Source organism: Kitasatospora sp. NPDC096140, assembly GCF_040303045.1.
GTDB lineage: Bacteria > Actinomycetota > Actinomycetes > Streptomycetales > Streptomycetaceae > Kitasatospora.
Genome location: NZ_JBEOUW010000029.1, coordinates 1 through 19,765 on the forward strand (window position 1 = coordinate 1; position 19,765 = coordinate 19,765).

The window sequence follows — 19,765 nt, forward strand, 5'->3', positions numbered from 1 at the left end:
GGGGCCGGCCGGGGGGGGGGCGGGCGCGGCGCCCCCCGGGCCCCCCCGGGGGCCCCCGCCCCCCGCCCCCCCCCCCCCCGCCGCCCCACAAAAACCGTTTGCGGGCCGCCGAGACCGCCTGCTACGTTTCCGGAGGCCGTGCGAGAGAACAAGGAGGTGGTACCCGTGAACGCAGTATCGACATGGGTGCTCCCCTCCGGGGTCACGGTCGGGCGATAGGTCGTCCCGGGAGCGCCGTTCCACGAGCACTCCCGAAAGGCACGACGATGCACTTCACCTCCGAGCAGCGCCTCGACGACGGCGTCCTCGAACGCGAATTCACCCTCGGCGAGATCCCCGGCGTCCTGTGGACGCCCGCATCCGCCTCCCCGTCCGCACCGGCGCCGCTGATCCTGCTGGGCCACCCCGGCGGACTGCCCCGGATGTACCCCCGAGTGCTGGCCCGGGCCCGGCACTGCGCGGCGGACGGCTTCGCCACCGCCACCATCGAGCTCCCCGGAAGCGGTGACCGGCCCCGTTCCGCCACCGCCGAACAGGCCCGCGCCGACCTTCGCCGGGCGCTGGAAGCCGGCGAACCCGTCAGCGGCGAGATCGTGGACCGGCTCATCCTCCCGCTGGTCGACAAGGCCGTCCCCGAATGGCAGGCCACCCTGGACGCCCTCCTCGCGCTGCCCGAGATCGGCGGCCCGGTCGGCTACTCGGGGGGAGTGATCGCCATCGGGACCAGGCTGGCGAGGGTCGAGCCGCGCATCGAGGCCGCCGTCCTGTTCGCCGGGAGTTTCGTGCCCGCCGTCATGTTCGAGGAGGCCCGCCAGGTCGGCATTCCGCTGCACGTCCTGCTGCAGTGGGACGACGAGGGCAACGACCGGCAGGCGGCCCTGGACCTGTTCGACGCCTTCGGCTCCCAGGAGAAGACGCTGAACGCCAACCTCGGCGGGCACACCGGCGTCCCGCAGTTCGCGGGGGACGCCGCCGCCCAGTTCTTCGCCCGGCACCTCCTGAAGTGAGGTCGGGCCCCCGGGCCGCGGGTTGGGCCCCTGCCGACCGGCAGGGGCCCTGGGCCGGGCCCGGAGGCCGCCGCGTCAGACGCCGTCCTTGTGGCCGTTCGAAACGATCAGCTTCTCCATGCTGGTGCGGGCGGGGGCGGCCTTGGTGTTGCTCTCCTCGTGGAACAGCCTGAGGTACTGGAACAGGACGCGCACACAGGTGTCCCGCCCGTCGTACTCCGCATTGTCGACGAGCCGGTAGTCCTTCGAGATCTCCCTCAACTGCCCGTCGGGAGCGGTGTACACGGGGTGCCAGATCAGTTTCACGTCCGGGTTCAGCTGCTGCACCAGCCGCAGGTGCGGGACCTCCAGCCTGATGAGGATGCTGTCCGGGTCGTAAGCCCGTACGAAGATGTGCACGGGGCCGGTCGCCCGGGACACGAAGGCCTTGGACACCAGGCTCCACATCGGCCCGGTGAGCTTCCAGTTCGGGTGCAGTTCCAGGACGTTGAGCACGCTGCCGATCCGGGTCCGCGCCACCGGCGTGTGGCCCTTCCGGTACGCGTATTCGCTGGTCTCGATGCCGCCTGCCCACAGGGCCATGGTGGGCGTCCCGATCTCCAGGTGCTCGGCCATGAGCCGCACGAACTCCTGGTACCAGGAGTTGGACGCGCGGAGTTCGCGCTGCTCCTGGCGGTCGCTCGTCCTCGCCGCAGCCTCGTCGTTGATCGCACCCTGCGAGTCGACCCCGCCGAGCAGCAGTTGCCAGGCGGCGTCGGCCTGGGGCCGGGGAATGCCCGCGGCCTCCGTCAGTTCCTGGTACGGCTTCCACTCGGGGTGCTCGGTGGGCCTCGTGGCGTAGTGCTCGTCCAGGCCGGCCTTCCGGCGCTGCACCTGGCGCGTCACCGCCGCGTTCCCCACCCGCTGCTGCTGCGCGAACAGGCCCGTGGGGCGGGCCGCGCGCCCGGCGGCGGCGGTCGGCGTCGTCTGCTGCTCGGTGGCCCTGCGTGTCTCGCGCACGTCCTGGCTGCCCTTCCTGCCTGCCGTTCCGGTCGCTGCCGCCCAACCTAGCCGCGGCGGCAGCGACGGGACGAGGGACCAGAGGGCAAACCCGGGGCAAACCCGGGGCACACCCGGCCGCTCGCGCGGCCCGCGGCACGGACCACCCGTCGGGCCGGACACCAACGGCTTGTTCGTCCGCAGGCCTGCTGAGGAGGGCGGCCGCGGACGGCCGTCAGCCGATCCGTTCGGCCAGGGCGACGATGATGCCCGAGGGGCCGCGGAGGTAGCAGAGGCGATAGAGGTCCTCGTACCGCGCCACCTCGCCGAGCAGTTCGGCGCCGTGGGGGCGCAGGCGGGCGATGGTGTCGTCGATGTCGTCGACGGCGAACATGACCCGGTGCAGGCCCAGCGTGTTCGGCGGCGGGTCGTCCGACCCGGCGCCGACCGCCGCGGGGGCGTGGTACTGCGCGAGCTCCAACTTGCCGTGGCCGTCCGGGGTCCGCATCATCGCGATGTCGCTGCGGACACCGTCGAGCCCGACGGTCTGGTCCGCGAACAGGCCCTCGATCCGCGCCCTGCCCTCGACCTCCATGCCGAGTTCGGTGAAGAAGGCGACGGCGGCGTCCAGGTCCTCGACGACGATGCCGACGTTGTCCATCCGCTGGAGCGTCATGACGGTTCTCCCTCTGCGCTGCGTGGCCCTCCGAGGCCACCGGTATACCGGGGACGGCGCAGGCGGCCGGTTCTCGACACCCGTGACCGCTCTGATCCCCCGGGCCGCCCGCCGGTCACCTCCCGGACGGGTCCGCGAGCCGGAGCCGCCCGTGGACGGTGGTGCGGGGGATCAGCGGGCGGCCCCGGAGGGCGAGCAGTTCGTTGGCCATGTCGACGACCGTCGACGGGTGTTCGTCGCCGCGCACCTCGACGCAGGCGGCGAGCAGCGTGGGCGGGACGGCCCCGGCGTCGAGCAGGGCGCGCCATTCCTCCACCCCGAGCCCCAGGTACTCCAGTTCACCCAGGCCGGTGACCTCCAGCGGGTCGGCGAGCGTGCCGGGGTGGGCGGTGAGGGTGCGCAGCCTCGGCAGCCCGGCGACGGGGGCGAGGCTCAGCGGCGCACCGCCGTGGCGGAAGATCTCCACGACCTCCAGAGCGGGGTGCGCGGCGGACGTGAGATCGGACAGCTCGTGGTGGTCGCCGACCCGAGCCGTGACCGGCAGCCGCTGCCGGTCACGGCCGCGCGGGGCACAGCGTTCGAAGCCGTTCAGGACCAGCTCCGTCAGCGATTCGCCGTACAGTTCGGCGCCGATGTGCTGCTCGTGGTCGATGAGGATGACCTGCCCGAGGTGGCCGCGCGGTCCGGGCGTCAGGTCGACGGCGAAGGTGTCACCGCCGTTGCTGCCGAAGCCGATCCAGCCGGGCGAGCCGACCAGGTCCTGGACGGCTGCGTCGGGCGGGGTGGCGACCGCTTCGGTCGCCGCGTACTGCCACGGGCACGGCCGTGTGTCCGCGTCGGCTGTGAACAGCCATTCCAGCGGGGAGAGTTCGCAGCCGACGGCAGCCTCGGCGGCCTGCTGCTCCGCGAAGTCGGCCTCCCAGTCCCCGGAGCCGTCCGGCCCGGCCGGGCGCACCCGGGTCGCCCGGTAGAGCGCCTTGAGCTCCTCGGGCAGCGTGACGCCGAGCCGCACCTCCGCGGCGGCGATCTCCTCCTCCGTCGCACCGACGGCGTCCGGCAGCCGTTCGCGCAGCGTCCGCTCCAGCAGGCCCGGGTCGGCCGACGGCGCCGGCACCGCCCCGGACGCCGGAGCGGGCGGGCGGCGCCAGGGTTCGGCGACGGCGTCGTCGACCAGGAGGAGCGTGCCGGGGCTCGGGGATCCGAACGCCGACGCCACCGCCGGGCTGGTCCCGAACAGGTGCAGCACGGTCCGCCCGTCCGGCGAGATGTCCGCTCCGAACATCACCTCGCGGACGCCCGCCTCCGCCAGCGCGCGCTGCAGCGGCGCCACGGCGCGGGTGACGGGCTGCCGGTCGGGGAACACCATCGGCTCCCCTCGCGGTGGGAGCCGGTCGGTCAGCGGCAGGCTCAGGCTCCACCCCGTCGGGCTGATGCTTCCCGCGACGTGGCCGGTGCCGCCGGCCAGGCGGTCGGCGTGCTCGGCCCGCAGGAGCGTCAGCAGCGGCTCCCAGGTGGTGAAGGCGTGGAGCGTCTGCACGGGTGTCCTCCGAACGGAACGACGGGTTGGATCAGGTCGGGTGGAGACGAGTTGCGGGTTGCGGTCCGTACGACCGTACCGACCGTCACTGACAGTCCGCTGTGCCCGAACGGCCCCGGGTCAGCCCGTCGGACCGGCGGTGTCCGGCGTGGTCCGGCGCGTGGCGCCACCGGCCCGGATCCGCTGACGCAGGAACAGGGCGGCACGGTCCAGTGCCTCGTCCGCCTCGTCGAGGACGCCGGCGAAGGCCTGGAACACGTGCGGCGCGTCGGCGGTGACGTCGAGGATGACGTCCACGCCCGCCGCACTCGCCCGCGCGGCCAGGCGGGTGGAGTCGTCCAGCAGCACCTCGTTGGTGCCGACCTGGATCAGCATCGGGGGCAGGCCGGTGAGGTCGGCGTGGACGGCCGGGCTCAGCAGCGGGTGACGCGGGTCGGCTCCGGCGAGGTACATCGCCCCGGTGTGGCCGAGGGCGGCGCGGGTGAAGATCGGGTCGACGCCCTCCTTGGTCTCCATGCTCCCGCCGGTCCGGGTCGCGTCCGTGCCGGGGGAGAACGCCAGGATGGCGGCGGGCTGGGGGAGCCCCGCGTCCCGGGCGGCGAGGCAGGTGGTGACGGCGAGGCCGCCGCCGGCGGAGTCTCCCGCGAGGACGATGGCGGCGGGGTCCTCACCGCGGTCGAGGAGGGCGCGGTAGGCGCTCAGGGTGTCCTCGATCGCGGCGGGGAAGGGGTGTTCGGGGGCGAGCCGGTAGTCCAGCGAGTACGCTCCGAGGCCCGTCCTGGCCACGAGGTTCCCGGTGAGCGAGAGCGCGGTCTCGGGCGAGCCGAAGACCCAGCCGCCACCGTGGAAGTAGAGGATCGTCCCGGAGCCGGAGCCGCCGTTCGGCCCGGGGCCCGTTCCCTCCGTCGGCTCGACGCGCAGTGCCGGCCGGTCGCCGAGCGTCGTCGGCGAGGTGCGGATGCGGTCATGGGGCACGATCATCCGGGCCATCAGCTGCCGGAATCCGGCCCGGAGCTCCTCGACCGAGTGGGGGCCGTCCGGGCCCGGCTGCCTCAGGATCTCGTCGACCCGGATGCGTTGTTCCCTGCTCATGGGCACACTCCTGCCAGAAGTATCTTCCTGTACACTATATGCCGTGGAATATACATCGAGCGGAGCAGCCGCGGCAGCGGGTTTCTCCGAGCTGTTCGCCGACCTGGTCCGGTGCGAGACGCGCCTCTACAACGCCCTCAGCGACCGCCTCCGCGCGCGGCACGGGATCGTCACCTCGCAGTACGAGTTCCTGGCCTACCTGCGGGACCACCCCGGGTGCCGGGTGGCGGACCTCGCCGCCGAGTTCGCCATCGGCGTCGGCGCGACCAGCAAGGGCATCGACCGCCTGGAGAAGCAGGGTTGGGCGGTCCGCCGGCCCAACCCGGCCGACCGTCGCTCCTCACTGCTGGCCCTGACCGAGGACGGCGCACGGCTCGTCGAGGAGGCGGACCGCACCTTCACGGACGGTCTGGCCGAACTGCTCGGAGGCGCCCTGGACGGCCCCGCGCTGACAGCCGTCGCACAGGCCTTCTCCACCCTGCGGACCGCCCTCGAACGCGACCAGATCGGCACCCCCACCGGCTGACCCACCGTCAACTCGGCCCCGGACCACCGCACCTCTCCCCCCCCGGGGGGCAGGAACAGTCGCGCCTCCGAAGACTCCGGCAGGCGTCCCGCACGGCCGGAGCCCCGCAGATCACCCCTACCTCCGAGACCCCGGCCGGCCGGGCCGTACTGCGGTGCGGGCGGCACATCTTCGGATGTACTTTTGCACCCATGGCCGAAGACCTGGTGACTCGCGCCCATTGGGGCGATCTGACAGGGTAGAACTGGGCCCGGACCGGTCCGTCTCTCATACGAAGTGGATGCGCCTCGGTCTCCAAGTCGCGGGCCTGACCGGCGACCTTGGTGGCGATTTGTGGTGAGCCATTGTCGAATCCTGTGGATGGCCGAATCGCGCTGGCGGGCGGCGCCCTGATTCTCCTGCGGTCCCCCGCTCGGTCCGTGGCTCTCAGCCGGCCGGCAGGACCTCCACGCCGCGCTCTGTGAGTTGCTCGACGACTGCGTGGTGGGGGGCGGCGTCGGTAATGAGTCCGCTGATTTCCTCCCAGGGCAGGACGCGGAACCGGGAGGCTGTGCCGATCTTCTCGGAGGAGGCCAGGATGTAGGTGTCCGCGGCCCGTGCGGCCAGGGCGCGCTTCATCGCGGCCTCCTCGGCGTCGCCGGTGGTCAGTCCCGCCTCCGGGTGAACGCCAGTGACGCCGAGCAGGCAAAGGTCGGCCGAGACGTTCTGGGCGGCCTCTACCGCGGCGGCGCCACAGGCGACCGCCGAGTGCTTGAAGACGCGGCCGCCGAGCAGGAAGACCTCAACCTGCGGATGCTCCAGCAGCGCGACCACGATCGTCGGACTGTGGGTGATCACGGTGCACGCCAGGTCCAGCGGGAGCGCGTGGGCGACGGCGAGGGCGGTGGTGCCGCCGTCCAGGATCACGGCGCTGCCGGACCGCACGAGCGCGGCGGCCGTTGCGGCGACCTTCCGCTTGCCGTCGGGGGTGACGGCCTGCCGGGCGGTGTAGTCCACGACGGCCGGGGAGACGGGCAGCGCTCCGCCGTAGACCCGTTGGCACAGCCCCTCGGCGGCGAGGTCGCGCAGGTCGCGCCGCACGCTGTCCTCGGAGATACCCAGGCCGGCGGCGACGTCCTTGGCGACGATCTTGCCCTCGCGGGCGAGCAGACTCAGCAGGTGGTCGCGCCGTTCCGCAGCCATCATCCGTGTTCTCTCCTGTTCTTGCACGTTTCTGCATGTATCGTAGCGCCCCATGACCGACAAGCCGATGCTCATCCTCATCGCCGGGCCCTACCGCTCCGGCACCGACGGCGACCCGCAGGCCATGGCCGCCAACCTCGCCCGGCTCGAAGCGGCAGCATGGCCGGTCTTCGCCGCCGGCCACCTTCCCGTGATCGGGGAATGGGTGGCCCTGCCCGTCCTGCGCTCGGCTGGCTCGGGCCCCACCGATCCACTCGCCGACCAGGTTCTCTATCCGACCGCCGAGCGCCTGCTCGCCCACTGCGACGCCGTACTCCGCCTCCCCGGCGAATCCACCGGAGCCGACCAGGACGTCGCCACCGCCCGCCGCCGAGGCCTGCCCGTCTACCACGACGTGGACGAGATCCCGCACCGCACCGCACAGGAGGCCGCGTGAACGCCCGCCCCGGCATCGAGACCCCCGACCACCGCGGCCGCATCGGCCTCGACCAAGCCGGACGCGACCTGGACCGCAACCCCGACGTCGTGGTCCGCGACGTGGAGCTCACATCCCATGGCTGGCACGTCCTGCGTCGCACCACCTTCGACTACCGACGCCGCGACGGACGCTGGGTCACCCAGCAGCGCGAGACGTACGACCGCGGCAACGGCGCCGTCGTCCTGCCGTACGACGCCGAGCGTGGCCGCGTGCTGCTCACCCGCCAGTTCCGCTACCCCGCCTACGTCAACGACCACCCAGACGGCATGCTCGTCGAAGCCGCAGCCGGGCTGCTCGACGGCGACGACCCACTCGCCGCGATCCGTCGCGAGAGCGCCGAGGAACTCGGCGTGACGCTCGGTACGCTCACCCACATCCTCGACGCCTACATGAGCCCCGGCTCGGTCACCGAGCGCCTGCACTTCTACGCCGCCCCCTACACCCCGGCCGACCGCACCGGGACCGGCGGCGGGCTGGAAGAGGACGGCGAGGACATCGAAGTACTCGAACTGCCCTTCGCTGACGCCCTCGCCATGACCCGCGATGGACGCATCACCGACGGCAAGACCGTCCTGCTCCTGCAATGGGCCGCCCTGGACGGACCCTTCGCCCCCGCAACGACCACCAGCTGACACCGCCGCGCCCTGGCCGACCCGCCTCGGGTCCACGGCCGAGCCGGGGCGGGGACGGGCCCCGTCAAGCAGCAGTGAGTTCGGGTCGCTCAACGAGCCGCCCGCACGCGAAGCGGGCTCCGGCGCGGACCAGGGGGACGAGGTGGGCGCCGTTGACGGCGCGCCAGCAGGTCTGGGCGGACTCGACGAGCTTGAACACCACGGCGAGCCCGGCGGCGCGGGAGCCGGCGCCTTTGGTGACCTTCGTGCGAAGGCGGACGGTGGCGACAGTCGAGTCGATGGGGTCGGTGGTCCGCAGGTGGATCCAGTGCTCGGCCGGGTAGTCGAAGAAGGCCGGCAGGACGTCTTGGTCGTCGGTGATCTTCTTGACGGCCATGGGGAACTTGGCGCCGTAGAGGTTGGCGAAGGCCTTGATAGTTGTCGGTGCCCTCGGGCGGAGCAGTTCGAAACCACAGGCGTCAGGGTGCCTCGCCGGAGGGCGTCAGCAGCACGCACTGGTCGAAGTTCATGCAGCCGCAGGCCATGCAGTCCGCGACGGCCCGGCGCAGCGCCTGGGTCTGGGCGATGTGCTCGTCGAGCTCGGGGAGTTTGCGGGCGGCCAGCTCGCGCCACTGGCGGGTGGCCCCGGGTGAGGTGTCGTCGTTCAGGAGGGCGGCGATCTCGGCGAGGGTGAAGCCGGCCCGCTGCGCCATCCGGATCAGCGCGACCCGCCGGACCGCACCGGCCGGCCAGACCCGGCGCCCCGCCTCGCGCCGGGCGCCCGGCAGCAGTCCGCGCTCCTCCCAGTAGCGCAGCGCGGACGCCCGGACCCCGACGGTCCGTGACAGCTCGCCAATTCCCAGGTACCGCACGCCCACGCCCCCGACGGGTTGACTTCACGCGCGCTTGAAGCACGACCGTGACGTGCATGTTCTCATCTCTGGGGCACGTGCTGCCCGGGGCCTACCGCCCGTTGTTCGCCGTCCGCCCCTTCCGCCGCCTGCTGCCGGTCTTCGCCCTGTCGGACCTGGGGGACGGCATGAGCACCGTCGCCGTCGCCTGGCTGGCGCTCTCGCTGGCCCCGCGCGGCGGTCAGGGCGCGCTGGTCGGGATCTGTGTGGCCGCGTACACCCTGCCGGGCGCGCTCGGCGCGCTGGTGCTGGGCCGCCGGCTGCGGCGGCTGTCGGCGCAGCGGCTGCTCGTCGCCGACGCCGTCCTGCGGGCCCTGCTGCTGGGCGCGGTCCCGGTCGGGTACCTGACCGGTGTGCTCGGCCCGGTCGGCTACGTCGTCCTGCTGGGCGCGTCCTCGTTCCTCCACGCCTGGGGCAAGGCCGGCAAGTACGCGCTGTTCGCGCCGTTGCTGGACGACGGTCTGCGGTTGGCCGCGAACAGTGTGCTGAGCACCAGCCTGTCGAGCGCGACCGTGCTCGGCCCGGTGCTGGCAGGCCTGTTGGCGGGCGTGGTGTCGCCGGCGTGGATCATCGGCCTGGACGCGGTCACCTTCGCCGTGCTCGCGGTGCAGGTCGGCCGGATCGCCCTGCCGGCGGCACCGGCCGGGCCGCCCGGCACCGGTGGGGCGCGGCAGGGGCTGGGGGTGTTCCGGCGCCACCCGGAGCTGCTCGGACTGCTGGCGCTGACGTGGCTGTTCAACCTCGCCTACGGGCCGGTCGAGGTCGCCCTGCCGCTGTTCGTCGCGCACTCCCTGGACGACGGCGCGGGCCTGCTCGGCGCCTACTGGGCCGCGTTCGGCGCCGGAGCCGTCGTCGGGGCGCTGGGTGCCGGAGCCGCCGGGCGACTGCCGCTGTGGCCGACCATGCTCGCCATCGTCGCCGGCCACGGCATCGGCCTGCTGCCGTTCGCGGTCGCGCACAACGCCGTCCCGTCACTGATCGGCTTCGCCGCGGCCGGCGTCGTCTACGGACCGTACTCCGCGCTGTCGCTGGCGCTGCTCCAGGAGAGGGCGCCGAGCGGATCGCTCACCACCGTGCTCGCCGCCCGCAGTGCGGTGCTCATCACGGCCTCGCCCCTGGGGGCCACGCTCGGCGGGCTGCTCCTGAACCGTGTGGCGGCGCCGGTCCTGCTGGTCGGCTGTGGCCTCGCCATGATCCTCACGGCCGCCCTCGCCGCCTCGCTCCGCGGCTGGCACGCCGTGCGACGGCGGCGTCGGCGGGCGGGCGCGCCCGCGGGCCCGGCCGTGCGTACGGCCGTCGGCGTCGCGTCCGACGGCCGGTCCCACGCTCCGTCCGGCGTCTCGTCCGACGCCTCGTCCGGCGTCTGATCCGACGCCGCCGACCGGAAGCGGACGACGCCGCCGACCGGGAGCGGACGCGGCCGCCCGCTCCCGGCTGGCCGCCGTCGGGGTGACTGTCCGACGGGGCATGACAGGTTCGCGACGGCCGGACACCTAGCGTGATGCCATGACTGCAGATCGTCCTCCCGGCGCCGCCGTGCTCCCACGGTTCCTCCGACACCCCAGCCCGGCACCCCTGTTCGTGCTGGCCCTCGCCCTGCTCACCCTCGTCGCGACCATCACCCCCGCCGCGGCCGCGCGCCGGGCGGGCGGCCTGGTCGGGGTGAACCTCGTCAACAGCAGCGACCGCGACCTGACCTTCGTCAACCTCCAGATCACCGACGGGTGCGCCAACACGAACCCGCCGGCCCGGCTCGCCGCCCTCGGCGGCACCGGACAGTTCAACGTGGGCGTGTGCAGGGGCTCCGCCGGCGCGTCGGGGACCGTCACCTACCAGGTGGCCGGCGAGAGCCAGGGCACCGTGGTCACGCTCGGCTGGAACGTCCCGGCCCCGCTCGACGAGCCGAACACCTTCACCGAGACCGCGCCCACCGGCTACGTGGTGAGCCACACCGGGGGCACCGACCCCTTCACCCCCGTCACCTTCACCGTCGACTGCAACTCCACCACCTGCGACGGGATCCCGGACGACTGGAAGCGCAACGGCGTCACGATCCAGCCCAGCGACGGCAGCCCCGCGCAGTTCATCGACCTCAAGGCGATGGGCGCGGACGTCAACAAGCCGGACATCTTCGTCCAGGTCGACTGGATGGCGGACGACACCCACAGCCACGCGCTCACCAGCGACGCGATCAGGAAGGTGGTCGACGCCTTCAAGAACTCCCCGTACAACCGGCACAGCCCGACCACGGGGATCAACCTGCACGTCGACGAGGGCCCGGACAGCATCCTCGACTTCTCGAAGAACACCACCTGGGGGACGCTCAGCAAGGCGAAGAAGCAGACCGAGGCGGCCAACCTCGGGACGGTGGACGCCAACGGGCGCTACCTCTGGGACGACTTCAACAAGATCAAGACGGCCAAGGGCGGCTTCATCAGCACCGGCCGGAGCTCGATCTTCCACTACGCGATCTCGGCCCACAACCTGCAGCCAGGCGTGACCTACAGCGGCATCGCCGCCGGGGCCCCGAGCAGCGACTTCATCGTCACCCTGGGCAGCTTCGCCAACCGGGTCGGCGACCTCGACCAGCAGGCCGGCACCCTGATGCACGAGCTGGGGCACAACCTGGGCCTCAAGCACGCCGGGAACGCCGACACGCCCAACCACCAGCCGCAGTACTTCAGCGTGATGAACTACTCCTACCAGCTCGGCGGCCTGTCGATCGGCACGACCACCGGGATCATGGACTACTCCCGGCAGGTGGGCACGCTGAACGAGCCCACGCTGAACGAGCGCCAGTTCCCGCCCAGCACCTCGGGCTACGACGTCGCGCACTGGTGCCCGAACACCAAGCAGGGCTCGCGGTTCGTCACCGTCCAGTCGGGCGCCGGCCAGGTCGACTGGAACTGCGACGGCATGATCAGCCAGAACACCGTCGCGTTCGACACCAACAACGACACGGTGCAGACCCTGCTGCCCGGCCACGACGACTGGGGCAGCATCCAGCTGCGCGGCGGCTCGATCGCCCACTCCGGCGCGAACGGCGTCCCGGCGCCGACCGAGGAGAACGAGATGACGATGGACGACGCCGTCATGGAGCTGCCCCTCGACACGCTCCCGCCGGTCACCACGGCACGCACCCACCCGCACCCCGACCGGCACGGCGTCTTCCACTCGGACGTCACGGTCACCCTCGACGCCACCGACGACATCAGTGGCGTCGCCATGACCGACTACCGGGTCGACGGCGGCGCGTGGACGCCCTACACCGGGCCGTTCACGGTGCGCGGAAACGGCCGGCACCAGGTCGAGTACCGCTCGGTCGACCACGCTCAGAACGTGGAAGAGGTGAACTGCCTGGAGTTCCGGATCGACCTCGACCCGCACTCCCCGGAGCCCTGGCACGAGACCCAGGAGGGCTGACCGGCCAGGCGCGTGCTGCACCGCCACCCGGGCCCGGGCCACCACGCGGTGGCCCGGGCCCGTGCCGTACCCGGTCGGCGCAACGGGGCTGAGCGTCGGCACTTCGGCCACTCGCGCGGCGAGGATTGGTCCGATGGCCTGTCAGGGACGCGTCGGCCGTGGCCGGACGGCGTGCCGGAGCGGTTGCGGTGCGACGGGGTGGTACAGGTTGGGGCCGGGTCACAGTATGTGACTTTCAGCTACTCAGAGTGTCATCTTCTCTGGAAGGAGACTCATGTCCCTGCACCGGCTCCGCCCGGGCCGCGCCTTCGGGCTCGCGCTGGCACTGGCCGCCCTCACCCTCTCCGGCACGGGCACCGCCAGCGCTGTCGCACCGCACAACGGTGCGAACGACACGACCAAGTTCCGCCTGTTCCCCAACGCCGCGTTCCTGCCGTGCCTGGCCGGCAACGGCAGCACTCCGCGCGTCGAGGCCGAGGTCCGCCGCGGCGAACTGAACGACACCATGGACATCCAGCTGCACGGCTTCAAGCCCGACCTCGACTTCGACCTGTTCACGGTCCAGCGCAGCAACCAGCTGGCGGACGGGAGCCCGGACCCCTCGTTCACCGGCAGCTTCGGCCTGGCCTGGTACCAGTCCGACCTCCACACCGACCACCACGGGGACGGCCGGGCCCGGATCCGCACCATCCTGCTCGACCAGATCTTCGGCTTCGACCCGGACGTCGCCCTGCCGCCCACCAACACCTTCCACGTCGGGTTCTGGTTCAACAGCCCCGCCGACGCGGCGCCCTGCGGCTTCACCGGCAGCACGCCGTTCAACGGCGAGCACAACGCGGGGCCGCTCGCCTTCATCACCCGCCCCGACGCCGTCACGGGCCTCGGCCCCCTGTGCACCGAGCCCAACACCTCGACCACCCCCGCCACCTGTAACCCCTGACCCCTCCCACGAGGTCCTCGCCCGCCCGTCCGGACGCCTTGTCGACTGTGTCCCGGCAAGCACGGCGAGCACGGCGACCAGGAGTCGGACCGGTCGGCGGCCCGTCCCGCCGCCCGCCGGTCCGGCTCCTCAGCGCGCCCCGCCCGGGTCCGCCGGCGCCCCGGCGGGCGGCGGGGCAGGGCGGAGTGCGGAGCGCCATGCTCCGGATGGCATGTCCGCGGCCGTAAAATCCCAGGTCAAAGCCTTGTTCGCAACGGGTTCGCCGGTCTAGCATTCCCGGCACGGCGGCCCCCACCGCAGTCGGGGCCGCCGTCCAACCACGCCTCCCGCCGCCGCGGCCGGCCTCCCGTGGCCGAGCTGCCGCGTGGTCGGCCCCTGACGGATCCGGACCGAGCGGCGGCCCGATGGCCGCAGGGTGCGGAACTCGATGGTCCTTCCGATTCCTCAGGCCCCGGCCGGGATGATGGCGGGTCGGCGGGTCGGCGGGTCGTCGGGGGGCGTCAGCGGGCGAGGAGCCAGCCGGCCGAGCCGAGGTGGATCAGGGCCAGGACGATGCAGGTGGCGACCATCGGCCGGTTGCCCCGTCGGGCGCCGAGCACCGCGTCCCCCACCTGGGCCAGCCCCGACACCACCAGCACCGGCGGCAGCGCCGTTGCGGGACCTGCCGCCAGCGCGACCAGGGTGACCAGGCTCAGCGGCAGTGCCCGGGCGGCGTAGGCGCCGAGGAAGAACGTCCCGCCGGGGCCGAGCTGTTCGCCTTCGGCCAGTGCGAGGGACGGCCGGGCCAGGCCGACCAGGGACGAGACCCCCGAGAGCAGGGCGACGGCGGCGTTGAGGCTCGCCAGCACGATCTGCATGTTCTTCTCTCCTCGAATCATTCGAGCCGTGAATCATTATGGCGATTGTATGCTTCGAGGCATGGATGAAGTCAAGGGTGGTCGGCCGGCCAGCGCCGAGGGCGCAGGCATCCCCGGCACCGTGGTGTTCAAGCTCGGCACGCTCGGGACGGTCGCCGCCGACCGCTTCGCCGCCGCGGTCGAGCCACTGGGCGTCAAACCCAAGCACGTCGGCCTGATGGTCGCCCTCGCTCACGCGACGTCAGCGTCGCAACAGGACCTGGCCGCCCGACTCGGAGTGGTGCCCAGCCTGGTCGTCTCGCTGGCCGACCACCTCGAACGCCTGGGCGCCGTCGAACGGGTCCGCGACCCCGCCGACCGCCGCCGCCAGATCCTCACCCTCACCGACGAGGGCCGCGAACTCCTCGCCCGGTGCACCGCCACCGCACAGACCCTCGACCGGCAGTTCACCGCCGCCCTGACGCCGGCCCAGCTCACCGCCCTGCAGCAGGCCCTCGCCGTCCTCGCAGCCGAGGCAGGTCTGCCGACGGAGTGAGACGGAATCGCCTGACCAGCCCTGCACCGTCGCGAGGGGAGTCCGCGGAGGCCGAGGGGACGAAGGCGGCGGCGGAATCGGGGTGTCATGCGGCACCGTAGTGCCGCCTCCCGACAGTCGGCGCCGCGCGCAGGGCGGCGCCGGCCGCTGCTCCGCGCCGCCCGGCCCCGGGGGGCGGACGGCGCGGAGCAGGCGTGAGCCCTCCGCGCGCTACCGGAGTGCGAGCATCGCTGCGGTGACGTCGCCGACCGCGGTCTCGGGGAGCGCGGTGGCCGCCTCGTCGAGGACGAGCAGCCGTGCCCCGGGGATCGCGCGGGCGATCGCCTCGCCGTTGCCGACCGGGAAGAACCGGTTGTGCCGGCCGTGGACGACGAGCGTGGGGACGCCGATCCCGGGCAGGCGTTCGCGCCAGCGGGGTGTGCAGTCGAGGCCGGAGAACACCAGGCCCAGCTGGTTGGCCAGTTGGACCGGGGGCGTGGTGCCGGGGGTACGGTCCCAGATGCGCGCGGCGGTGGCGCGAGCCGCCTCGGCATCGTCGCCGAGGATCTCCGCGCCGGCCGCGGCGAACGCGGCGACCGCCTCGCGGTCGGTCCAGTCCGGCATCGGACGCGCGAACAGCCGGCTCATCACCGCCCGGTCGTGGTCGGGGAGGTCGTCGTCGGGCGGGCCGGGGGCGACCGCGCGGGTGCCGACCAGGGTCAGTGCGCGGAACGCGTCCGGATGGTCGAGCGCGGCCACCTGGGCGACCATGCCGCCGACGCCGATCCCCGCGAGGTGCGCGGGCGCCCCGCCGAGCGCGTCGGCGAGGGCCGCGGCGTCGGCGGCGAGATCGCGCAGGGTGTAGGCGGGCGCCTGCGGATCCTCCGTCGTGGACTGCCCGCTGTCACGCAGGTCGTAGCGCACCACACGGTGTCCGCCGGCGGCGAGGCGCTCGCAGAGCGCGTCGGGCCAGGAGAGCATCGTCGGCCCGCCCGCGAGCAGGACCAGTGGTGCGTCCCGGTCACCGAACGACTCGATGCCCAGGGCGATCCCGCGGGTGTTGACGGTGGTCATCGGGATCACCGGCTTCCGTCGTGCCCGAGGCCTCGGTCGGGTGCGTTCATGTCGCCGGTGCGGGGGGTGCCGTCGGCGAGTCCGTAGCGCAGGTACAGGGTGCCCTGGGGGCCGGCTGCCGGGGGCTCAACGAGTGTGAGGTTGGTGGGCACTGCGCCGCCGTCGAACACCTTCTTCCCGACGCCGAGCACGATCGGGTGCACCCAGAGGTCGAGGCGGTCGAAGAGCTTCTCGCGCAGGAGGGTCTGGACGAGGTCGAGGCTTCCGACGACCTTCACGTGCTCGTGCCGGTCCCGGATCTCGCGCACCGCGGCGGGCAGGTCCGGGCCGAGCTGCGTGGAGCCGGCCCACGGCAGCTCGGGCGTGCCGCGGGAGGCCACGTACTTCGGCACCCGGTTGAACAGTTCGGCGATCTCGCCGTCCTTCTGGTGCGGCCAGTGCGCGGCGAAGATGTCGTACGTCCGCCGCCCGAGCAGCAGGGCGTCCGTGCCCTTGTACGCGGCGAGGATCTGCGCCCCGGTGACCTCGTTCAGCAGGGGCACCTGCCAGCCGCCGAAGGGGAACCCCACCGGGTCCTCGTCGGGGCCGCCAGGTGCCTGCCCGACGAGGTCGAGGGTGGTGAACAGCTCGATGTGGATCAGGCCCATGTCTGTACTCCCGATGAGTGGGTCGTTCCGGTCGGGATGTAGACCGGCCCGGGCGGCGAAACTCATCGCTGCTCCGGGATCCGATTTCCGCACCTGCCCACCACGGCCCCCGGGGCGGCCTCGACCGGGCACCCGCGGACCGCCGGGCCAAGCGGATCGCCGGGCCAAGCGGACCGCTAGGCCAAGCGGACCGCCGTGCCCGCTACTCCGCGGGTCAGCCGGACGTGGGCCGCAGGTTGTCGACGATCAGGCCGAGGGCGAAGTCGAAGCGGTCGTGTCCGGTGCCGGAGATCAGCTCGGCGGCGTGGCGTCGGGTCTGCGGGAACTCCTCGGCGGGCAGGGCGGTGAAGCGGTCCAGCAGCTCCTCGTGGCTGAGCACCCACTCCTGGTGCTGCTGCCGGCGCCGTTGCCGCACCAGCGACTGCTCCAGTGCGTAGGCGCTGACGTAGAGGGACAGCGCGTCGCGGGCCCATCCGGCGGTCCTCGGTTCGATGCCGCCCGTGAGCAGGATCGCCAGGATTCCTTCGCCGACCCGCAGCGTTTCCAGGTTGGTCGGCACCGAGGCCAGCGCGGCGCGGGAGATCCCGGGGTACTCCAGGTACAGGTCGCGGATCTGTGCGTACACCCCGAGCAGTTGCTCGCGCCAGGCGGCCGGGTCGGGTGCGGGGAGCACGACCCGGGAGTAGAGCCTGCCGATCAGCAGGTCGTCGATGTCGTCCTTGTTGACGATGTGCGCGTACAGCGACGACGGACCGGTGCCGAGCACGGCGGCGACCCGGCGGATGGTCAGCGCGTCGTACCCCTCGGTGGCGACGACCTCCAGGGCGGCGTCGGTGATCCGTTCGACGGTGATCGGCTTCCTGCGGGGTGCCGACGCGGGCTCCGCTGCGGGTCGGGCGTGGCGAGCCGCGCGGCTCTGGCGGGGATCGGGGGACATGCCGACCACTATACCTTGACGCGAACTAAGTTCGTTGAGTAGAACTTAGAACGTCAGGACGAACTAAGTTCGTCGCGATGTCCCGGAGGTACACGATGTCCCGGAGGTGTGTGATGCGAGTTTCCGTTGTCGGAGCCGGTCTGGGAGGCCTGGCACTCGCGCAGGGTCTGCGCGGAGCCGGGATCGAGGCCGAGGTGTTCGAGCGCGACCCGGGGATCGTCTCGCGGTTCCAGGGCTACCGGCTCGTGCTGGACCCGATCGGTTTCCGGGCGGTGCGCGACTGCCTGCCGGCGCGCTGGCACGCGCTGCTGGACGAGATCGTCACGGACGCCTCCGCCGAGCAGCTGGTCCTGGACCCGCAGTTGAACGAGATCGGCAGGCTCGGCGCCGGCCGGACCGGCATCGTGGTCGACCGGCAGGTGCTGCGGCACCTGTTGCTGACCGGCCTCACCGTGCACACCGATGCCGCGCTGACCGGCTACGACCTGGCGGCCGACGGCACGGTCCGGGCCCGGTTCGCCCGCCGCGACCCGGCCACCGCCGACCTGCTCGTCGGCGCCGACGGCGTCACCTCCGCGGTCCGCGGGGTGCTGTCGCCGCAGACCACCCCGACCGACACCGGCGTCCGGTTCGTCATCGGCCGCACCCCGCTGACCGACGAGTTCGCCGACCTGTCCAGGGCCTACGGCTCGAAGATCACGGGCGACGGCGTCAGCCTGCTGCTCGGCGCGATGCGCTTCCGCACCCCGCCGAAGCAGGCCGCCGAGCACCTGGCCCCCGACGTCACGCTGCCCGACATCGGCGACTACGTGCGCTGGGCCATGATCCTGCCGCCGAACGGCTCGCTCGGCGGACTGACCGCGCAGGACGCCGTGCTGGCCAGGACGGAGGGCTGGCACCCGCAGCTGCGCGCGCTGATCGAGCAGGCCGACCCGGACAACAGCACGCTGCTGTCCATCCGGGTGGTCAAGCCCGGTGAGCGCTGGGCGTCCGGCCCGGTCACGCTGCTCGGCGACGCGATCCACGCCACCTCCCCGACCGGCGGCAACGGCGCGAACACCGCGCTGCGCGACGCCGACCTGCTGCGCCGCCGCCTGATCGAGGCCGACGAAGGCCGCCGGGACCTGCTCGACGCGGTCGGCGACTACGAGCGGCAGATGTTCGAGTACGGCGCCGAGGCCGTGCGCAGCAGTCTCGCCAAGCTGCCCGCCTTCGCCCCGGAGGCGAAGCTGTCCTGAAGCGGAGCCGTCCTGAGGAGCGGGGCGTCCTGAGGAGCGGGGCGATGCGGGCGGCGGTGCGGACGGGCTGCCCCGGAGGTGGTGATGGCATGATCGCAGCCGTTGTGCGGGCGCCGCCCCTTCCCGGTGCGGCCGGGGTCTTCGGCGGGAGAGTTGCATGAGTGCTGCGCGGGTTGCTGTCGTCACCAGCGGGGTCGGCCTCGAATACGACGTGGACCTCCCGCTGATCGTGGACGCGCTGCGCTCCGGCGGACTGTCGGCGGAGCCGGTGGTGTGGGACGCGGACGTGAACGCGGACCCCGGGGCCTGGGGCCGGTTCGACCTGGCGGTCATCCGATCGACCTGGGACTACGTGGAACGGCTCGACGAGTTCCTGGCCTGGGCGGACACCACGGCGGGCGCCACCCGGCTGTGGAACCCCGCGCCCGTGGTCCGCTGGAACAGCGACAAGCACTACCTGGGGGAGCTCGCCCGGAGCGGGGTCGCCGTCGTGCCGACCCGGTTCCTCGACCCCGGAAGCGCCTGCACCCCGGCGGACTTCGGAGGGGCGGACGGTGTGGTGGTCAAGCCGGCGGTCTCCGCGGGCGCCGTGGACACCGCGCGCTACGAGCCCGGCCGGCACGCGGAAGCCGCCCGTCATGCCCGGATGCTGCTGGAGCAGGGCCGCAGCGTGATGGTCCAGCCGTACCTGCCCCGGGTGGCGGAGGGAGAACGCGCGCTGATCTTCATCGGCGGTGCCTTCAGCCACGCGATCCGCAAGGCCCCCCTGCTGACGGAGCCCGGTGTGATCGACAACGACCGGGTGCCGCACCTCGGCGTCGCACCGTACCGGCCGACCGAGGCCGAACTCCGCACCGCGTCGGCGGCGTTGGCCGCGGTCCCGTCACCCGACGCGCTGCTGTTCGCCAGGGTGGACCTGGTGCTGGACAACGCCGGGGAACCGGTCGTCCTGGAACTGGAACTCATCGAACCGAACCTGTTCCTCCAGACCAGCGCCGAAGGACCGGGACGCCTCACCGAAGCCGTCGCGGCGCGGGCCGGCGGACAGCGGCGGCAGGGCGGGGCGGGGTGAGGCACCGGACCCACCGGTCCGGTCCGCGGACAGGTGACGGCCCTGTCCGCGGACCGGAGCGGTCG

The 19,765-nt window shown here is 72.8% G+C and carries 20 protein-coding genes and 1 pseudogene; 10 read left to right on the forward strand and 11 right to left on the reverse strand.

Features of this window, described 5'->3' with window-relative positions:
- Nucleotides 1–266 precede the first annotated feature (266 nt).
- Nucleotides 267–1,007 carry a dienelactone hydrolase family protein gene (locus ABT048_RS26895; protein WP_350524079.1) on the forward strand — a complete coding sequence of 247 codons (741 nt, stop codon included), beginning with the start codon at nt 267–269 and terminating at the stop codon, nt 1,005–1,007.
- Nucleotides 1,008–1,082: 75 nt separating this feature from the next.
- Here the strand turns inward: ABT048_RS26895 and ABT048_RS26900 are convergent, their stop codons facing one another.
- From ABT048_RS26900 to ABT048_RS26915, 4 genes are all read right to left on the reverse strand, one after another.
- Nucleotides 1,083–2,006: a hypothetical protein gene (locus tag ABT048_RS26900; RefSeq protein WP_350524080.1), complete on the reverse strand. Its 924-nt coding sequence runs from the start codon at nt 2,004–2,006 to the stop codon at nt 1,083–1,085.
- 214 nt (nt 2,007–2,220) lie between these two features.
- Entirely contained in the window at nt 2,221–2,661 is a 441-nt protein-coding gene (locus tag ABT048_RS26905) for a VOC family protein (RefSeq protein WP_350524081.1), read from the reverse strand.
- Between the two features lie 115 nt (nt 2,662–2,776).
- Nucleotides 2,777–4,198 (reverse strand): SMI1/KNR4 family protein, encoded by a 1,422-nt coding sequence (locus ABT048_RS26910; protein ID WP_350524082.1) that lies wholly within the window; start codon nt 4,196–4,198, stop codon nt 2,777–2,779.
- Nucleotides 4,199–4,318: 120 nt separating this feature from the next.
- Entirely contained in the window at nt 4,319–5,290 is a 972-nt protein-coding gene (locus tag ABT048_RS26915; protein WP_350524083.1) for an alpha/beta hydrolase, read from the reverse strand.
- 43 nt (nt 5,291–5,333) lie between these two features.
- Here ABT048_RS26915 and ABT048_RS26920 point away from each other — a divergent pair, with 43 nt between their 5' ends.
- Complete coding sequence (locus ABT048_RS26920) at nt 5,334–5,816, forward strand: MarR family winged helix-turn-helix transcriptional regulator (RefSeq protein ID WP_350524084.1); 483 nt, start codon at nt 5,334–5,336, stop codon at nt 5,814–5,816.
- Between the two features lie 426 nt (nt 5,817–6,242).
- Here the strand turns inward: ABT048_RS26920 and ABT048_RS26925 are convergent, their stop codons facing one another.
- A complete protein-coding gene (locus ABT048_RS26925; protein ID WP_350524085.1) occupies nt 6,243–7,001 on the reverse strand; it encodes a DeoR/GlpR family DNA-binding transcription regulator in 759 nt (252 codons plus the stop codon).
- A 49-nt stretch (nt 7,002–7,050) separates the two neighbouring features.
- Here ABT048_RS26925 and ABT048_RS26930 point away from each other — a divergent pair, with 49 nt between their 5' ends.
- Both ABT048_RS26930 and ABT048_RS26935 read left to right on the forward strand, forming a co-directional pair.
- Nucleotides 7,051–7,434 carry a DUF4406 domain-containing protein gene (locus ABT048_RS26930; protein WP_350524086.1) on the forward strand — a complete coding sequence of 128 codons (384 nt, stop codon included), beginning with the start codon at nt 7,051–7,053 and terminating at the stop codon, nt 7,432–7,434.
- Entirely contained in the window at nt 7,431–8,108 is a 678-nt protein-coding gene (locus ABT048_RS26935) for an NUDIX domain-containing protein (RefSeq protein WP_350524087.1), read from the forward strand. Before ABT048_RS26930 ends, ABT048_RS26935 begins: the two co-directional genes overlap by 4 nt.
- A 64-nt stretch (nt 8,109–8,172) precedes the next feature.
- Here the strand turns inward: ABT048_RS26935 and ABT048_RS26940 are convergent.
- Together ABT048_RS26940 and ABT048_RS26945 are read right to left on the reverse strand one after the other, a co-directional pair.
- A pseudogene (locus ABT048_RS26940) lies at nt 8,173–8,538 on the reverse strand (transposase); the annotation flags it as partial.
- Nucleotides 8,539–8,566: 28 nt separating this feature from the next.
- Complete coding sequence (locus ABT048_RS26945; protein ID WP_350524088.1) at nt 8,567–8,959, reverse strand: MerR family DNA-binding protein; 393 nt, start codon at nt 8,957–8,959, stop codon at nt 8,567–8,569.
- Between the two features lie 56 nt (nt 8,960–9,015).
- On the opposite strand from ABT048_RS26945, the gene ABT048_RS26950 reads away from it, so the two are divergent.
- The 3 genes from ABT048_RS26950 to ABT048_RS26960 all read left to right on the forward strand — a co-directional run bounded on the left by ABT048_RS26950 (nt 9,016) and on the right by ABT048_RS26960 (nt 13,361).
- Nucleotides 9,016–10,365: an MFS transporter gene (locus tag ABT048_RS26950; protein ID WP_350524089.1), complete on the forward strand. Its 1,350-nt coding sequence runs from the start codon at nt 9,016–9,018 to the stop codon at nt 10,363–10,365.
- A 139-nt stretch (nt 10,366–10,504) separates the two neighbouring features.
- Nucleotides 10,505–12,421, forward strand: a complete 1,917-nt coding sequence (locus ABT048_RS26955) for an OmpL47-type beta-barrel domain-containing protein (RefSeq protein WP_350524090.1) — start codon at nt 10,505–10,507, stop codon at nt 12,419–12,421.
- A gap of 274 nt (nt 12,422–12,695) precedes the next feature.
- Nucleotides 12,696–13,361, forward strand: a complete 666-nt coding sequence (locus ABT048_RS26960; protein ID WP_350524091.1) for a hypothetical protein — start codon at nt 12,696–12,698, stop codon at nt 13,359–13,361.
- A gap of 500 nt (nt 13,362–13,861) precedes the next feature.
- Here the strand turns inward: ABT048_RS26960 and ABT048_RS26965 are convergent, their stop codons facing one another.
- A complete protein-coding gene (locus ABT048_RS26965) occupies nt 13,862–14,218 on the reverse strand; it encodes a hypothetical protein (protein WP_350524092.1) in 357 nt (118 codons plus the stop codon).
- Between the two features lie 61 nt (nt 14,219–14,279).
- Here ABT048_RS26965 and ABT048_RS26970 point away from each other — a divergent pair, with 61 nt between their 5' ends.
- On the forward strand, nt 14,280–14,753 hold the full coding sequence (locus ABT048_RS26970; RefSeq protein WP_350524093.1) for a MarR family winged helix-turn-helix transcriptional regulator: 474 nt from the start codon (nt 14,280–14,282) through the stop codon (nt 14,751–14,753).
- A 210-nt stretch (nt 14,754–14,963) separates the two neighbouring features.
- Here the strand turns inward: ABT048_RS26970 and ABT048_RS26975 are convergent, their stop codons facing one another.
- The 3 genes from ABT048_RS26975 to ABT048_RS26985 form a co-directional block, all read right to left on the reverse strand.
- On the reverse strand, nt 14,964–15,806 hold the full coding sequence (locus ABT048_RS26975; protein ID WP_350524094.1) for an alpha/beta fold hydrolase: 843 nt from the start codon (nt 15,804–15,806) through the stop codon (nt 14,964–14,966).
- Nucleotides 15,807–15,811: 5 nt separating this feature from the next.
- Entirely contained in the window at nt 15,812–16,453 is a 642-nt protein-coding gene (locus ABT048_RS26980) for a dihydrofolate reductase family protein (protein ID WP_350524095.1), read from the reverse strand.
- A 214-nt stretch (nt 16,454–16,667) separates the two neighbouring features.
- Nucleotides 16,668–17,390 carry a TetR/AcrR family transcriptional regulator gene (locus ABT048_RS26985; protein WP_350524096.1) on the reverse strand — a complete coding sequence of 241 codons (723 nt, stop codon included), beginning with the start codon at nt 17,388–17,390 and terminating at the stop codon, nt 16,668–16,670.
- A 113-nt stretch (nt 17,391–17,503) separates the two neighbouring features.
- On the opposite strand from ABT048_RS26985, the gene ABT048_RS26990 reads away from it, so the two are divergent.
- Nucleotides 17,504–18,628 (forward strand): FAD-dependent oxidoreductase, encoded by a 1,125-nt coding sequence (locus ABT048_RS26990; protein WP_350524097.1) that lies wholly within the window; start codon nt 17,504–17,506, stop codon nt 18,626–18,628.
- A 157-nt stretch (nt 18,629–18,785) separates the two neighbouring features.
- A complete protein-coding gene (locus ABT048_RS26995) occupies nt 18,786–19,700 on the forward strand; it encodes an ATP-grasp domain-containing protein (RefSeq protein WP_350524098.1) in 915 nt (304 codons plus the stop codon).
- Nucleotides 19,701–19,765: the final 65 nt, after the last annotated feature.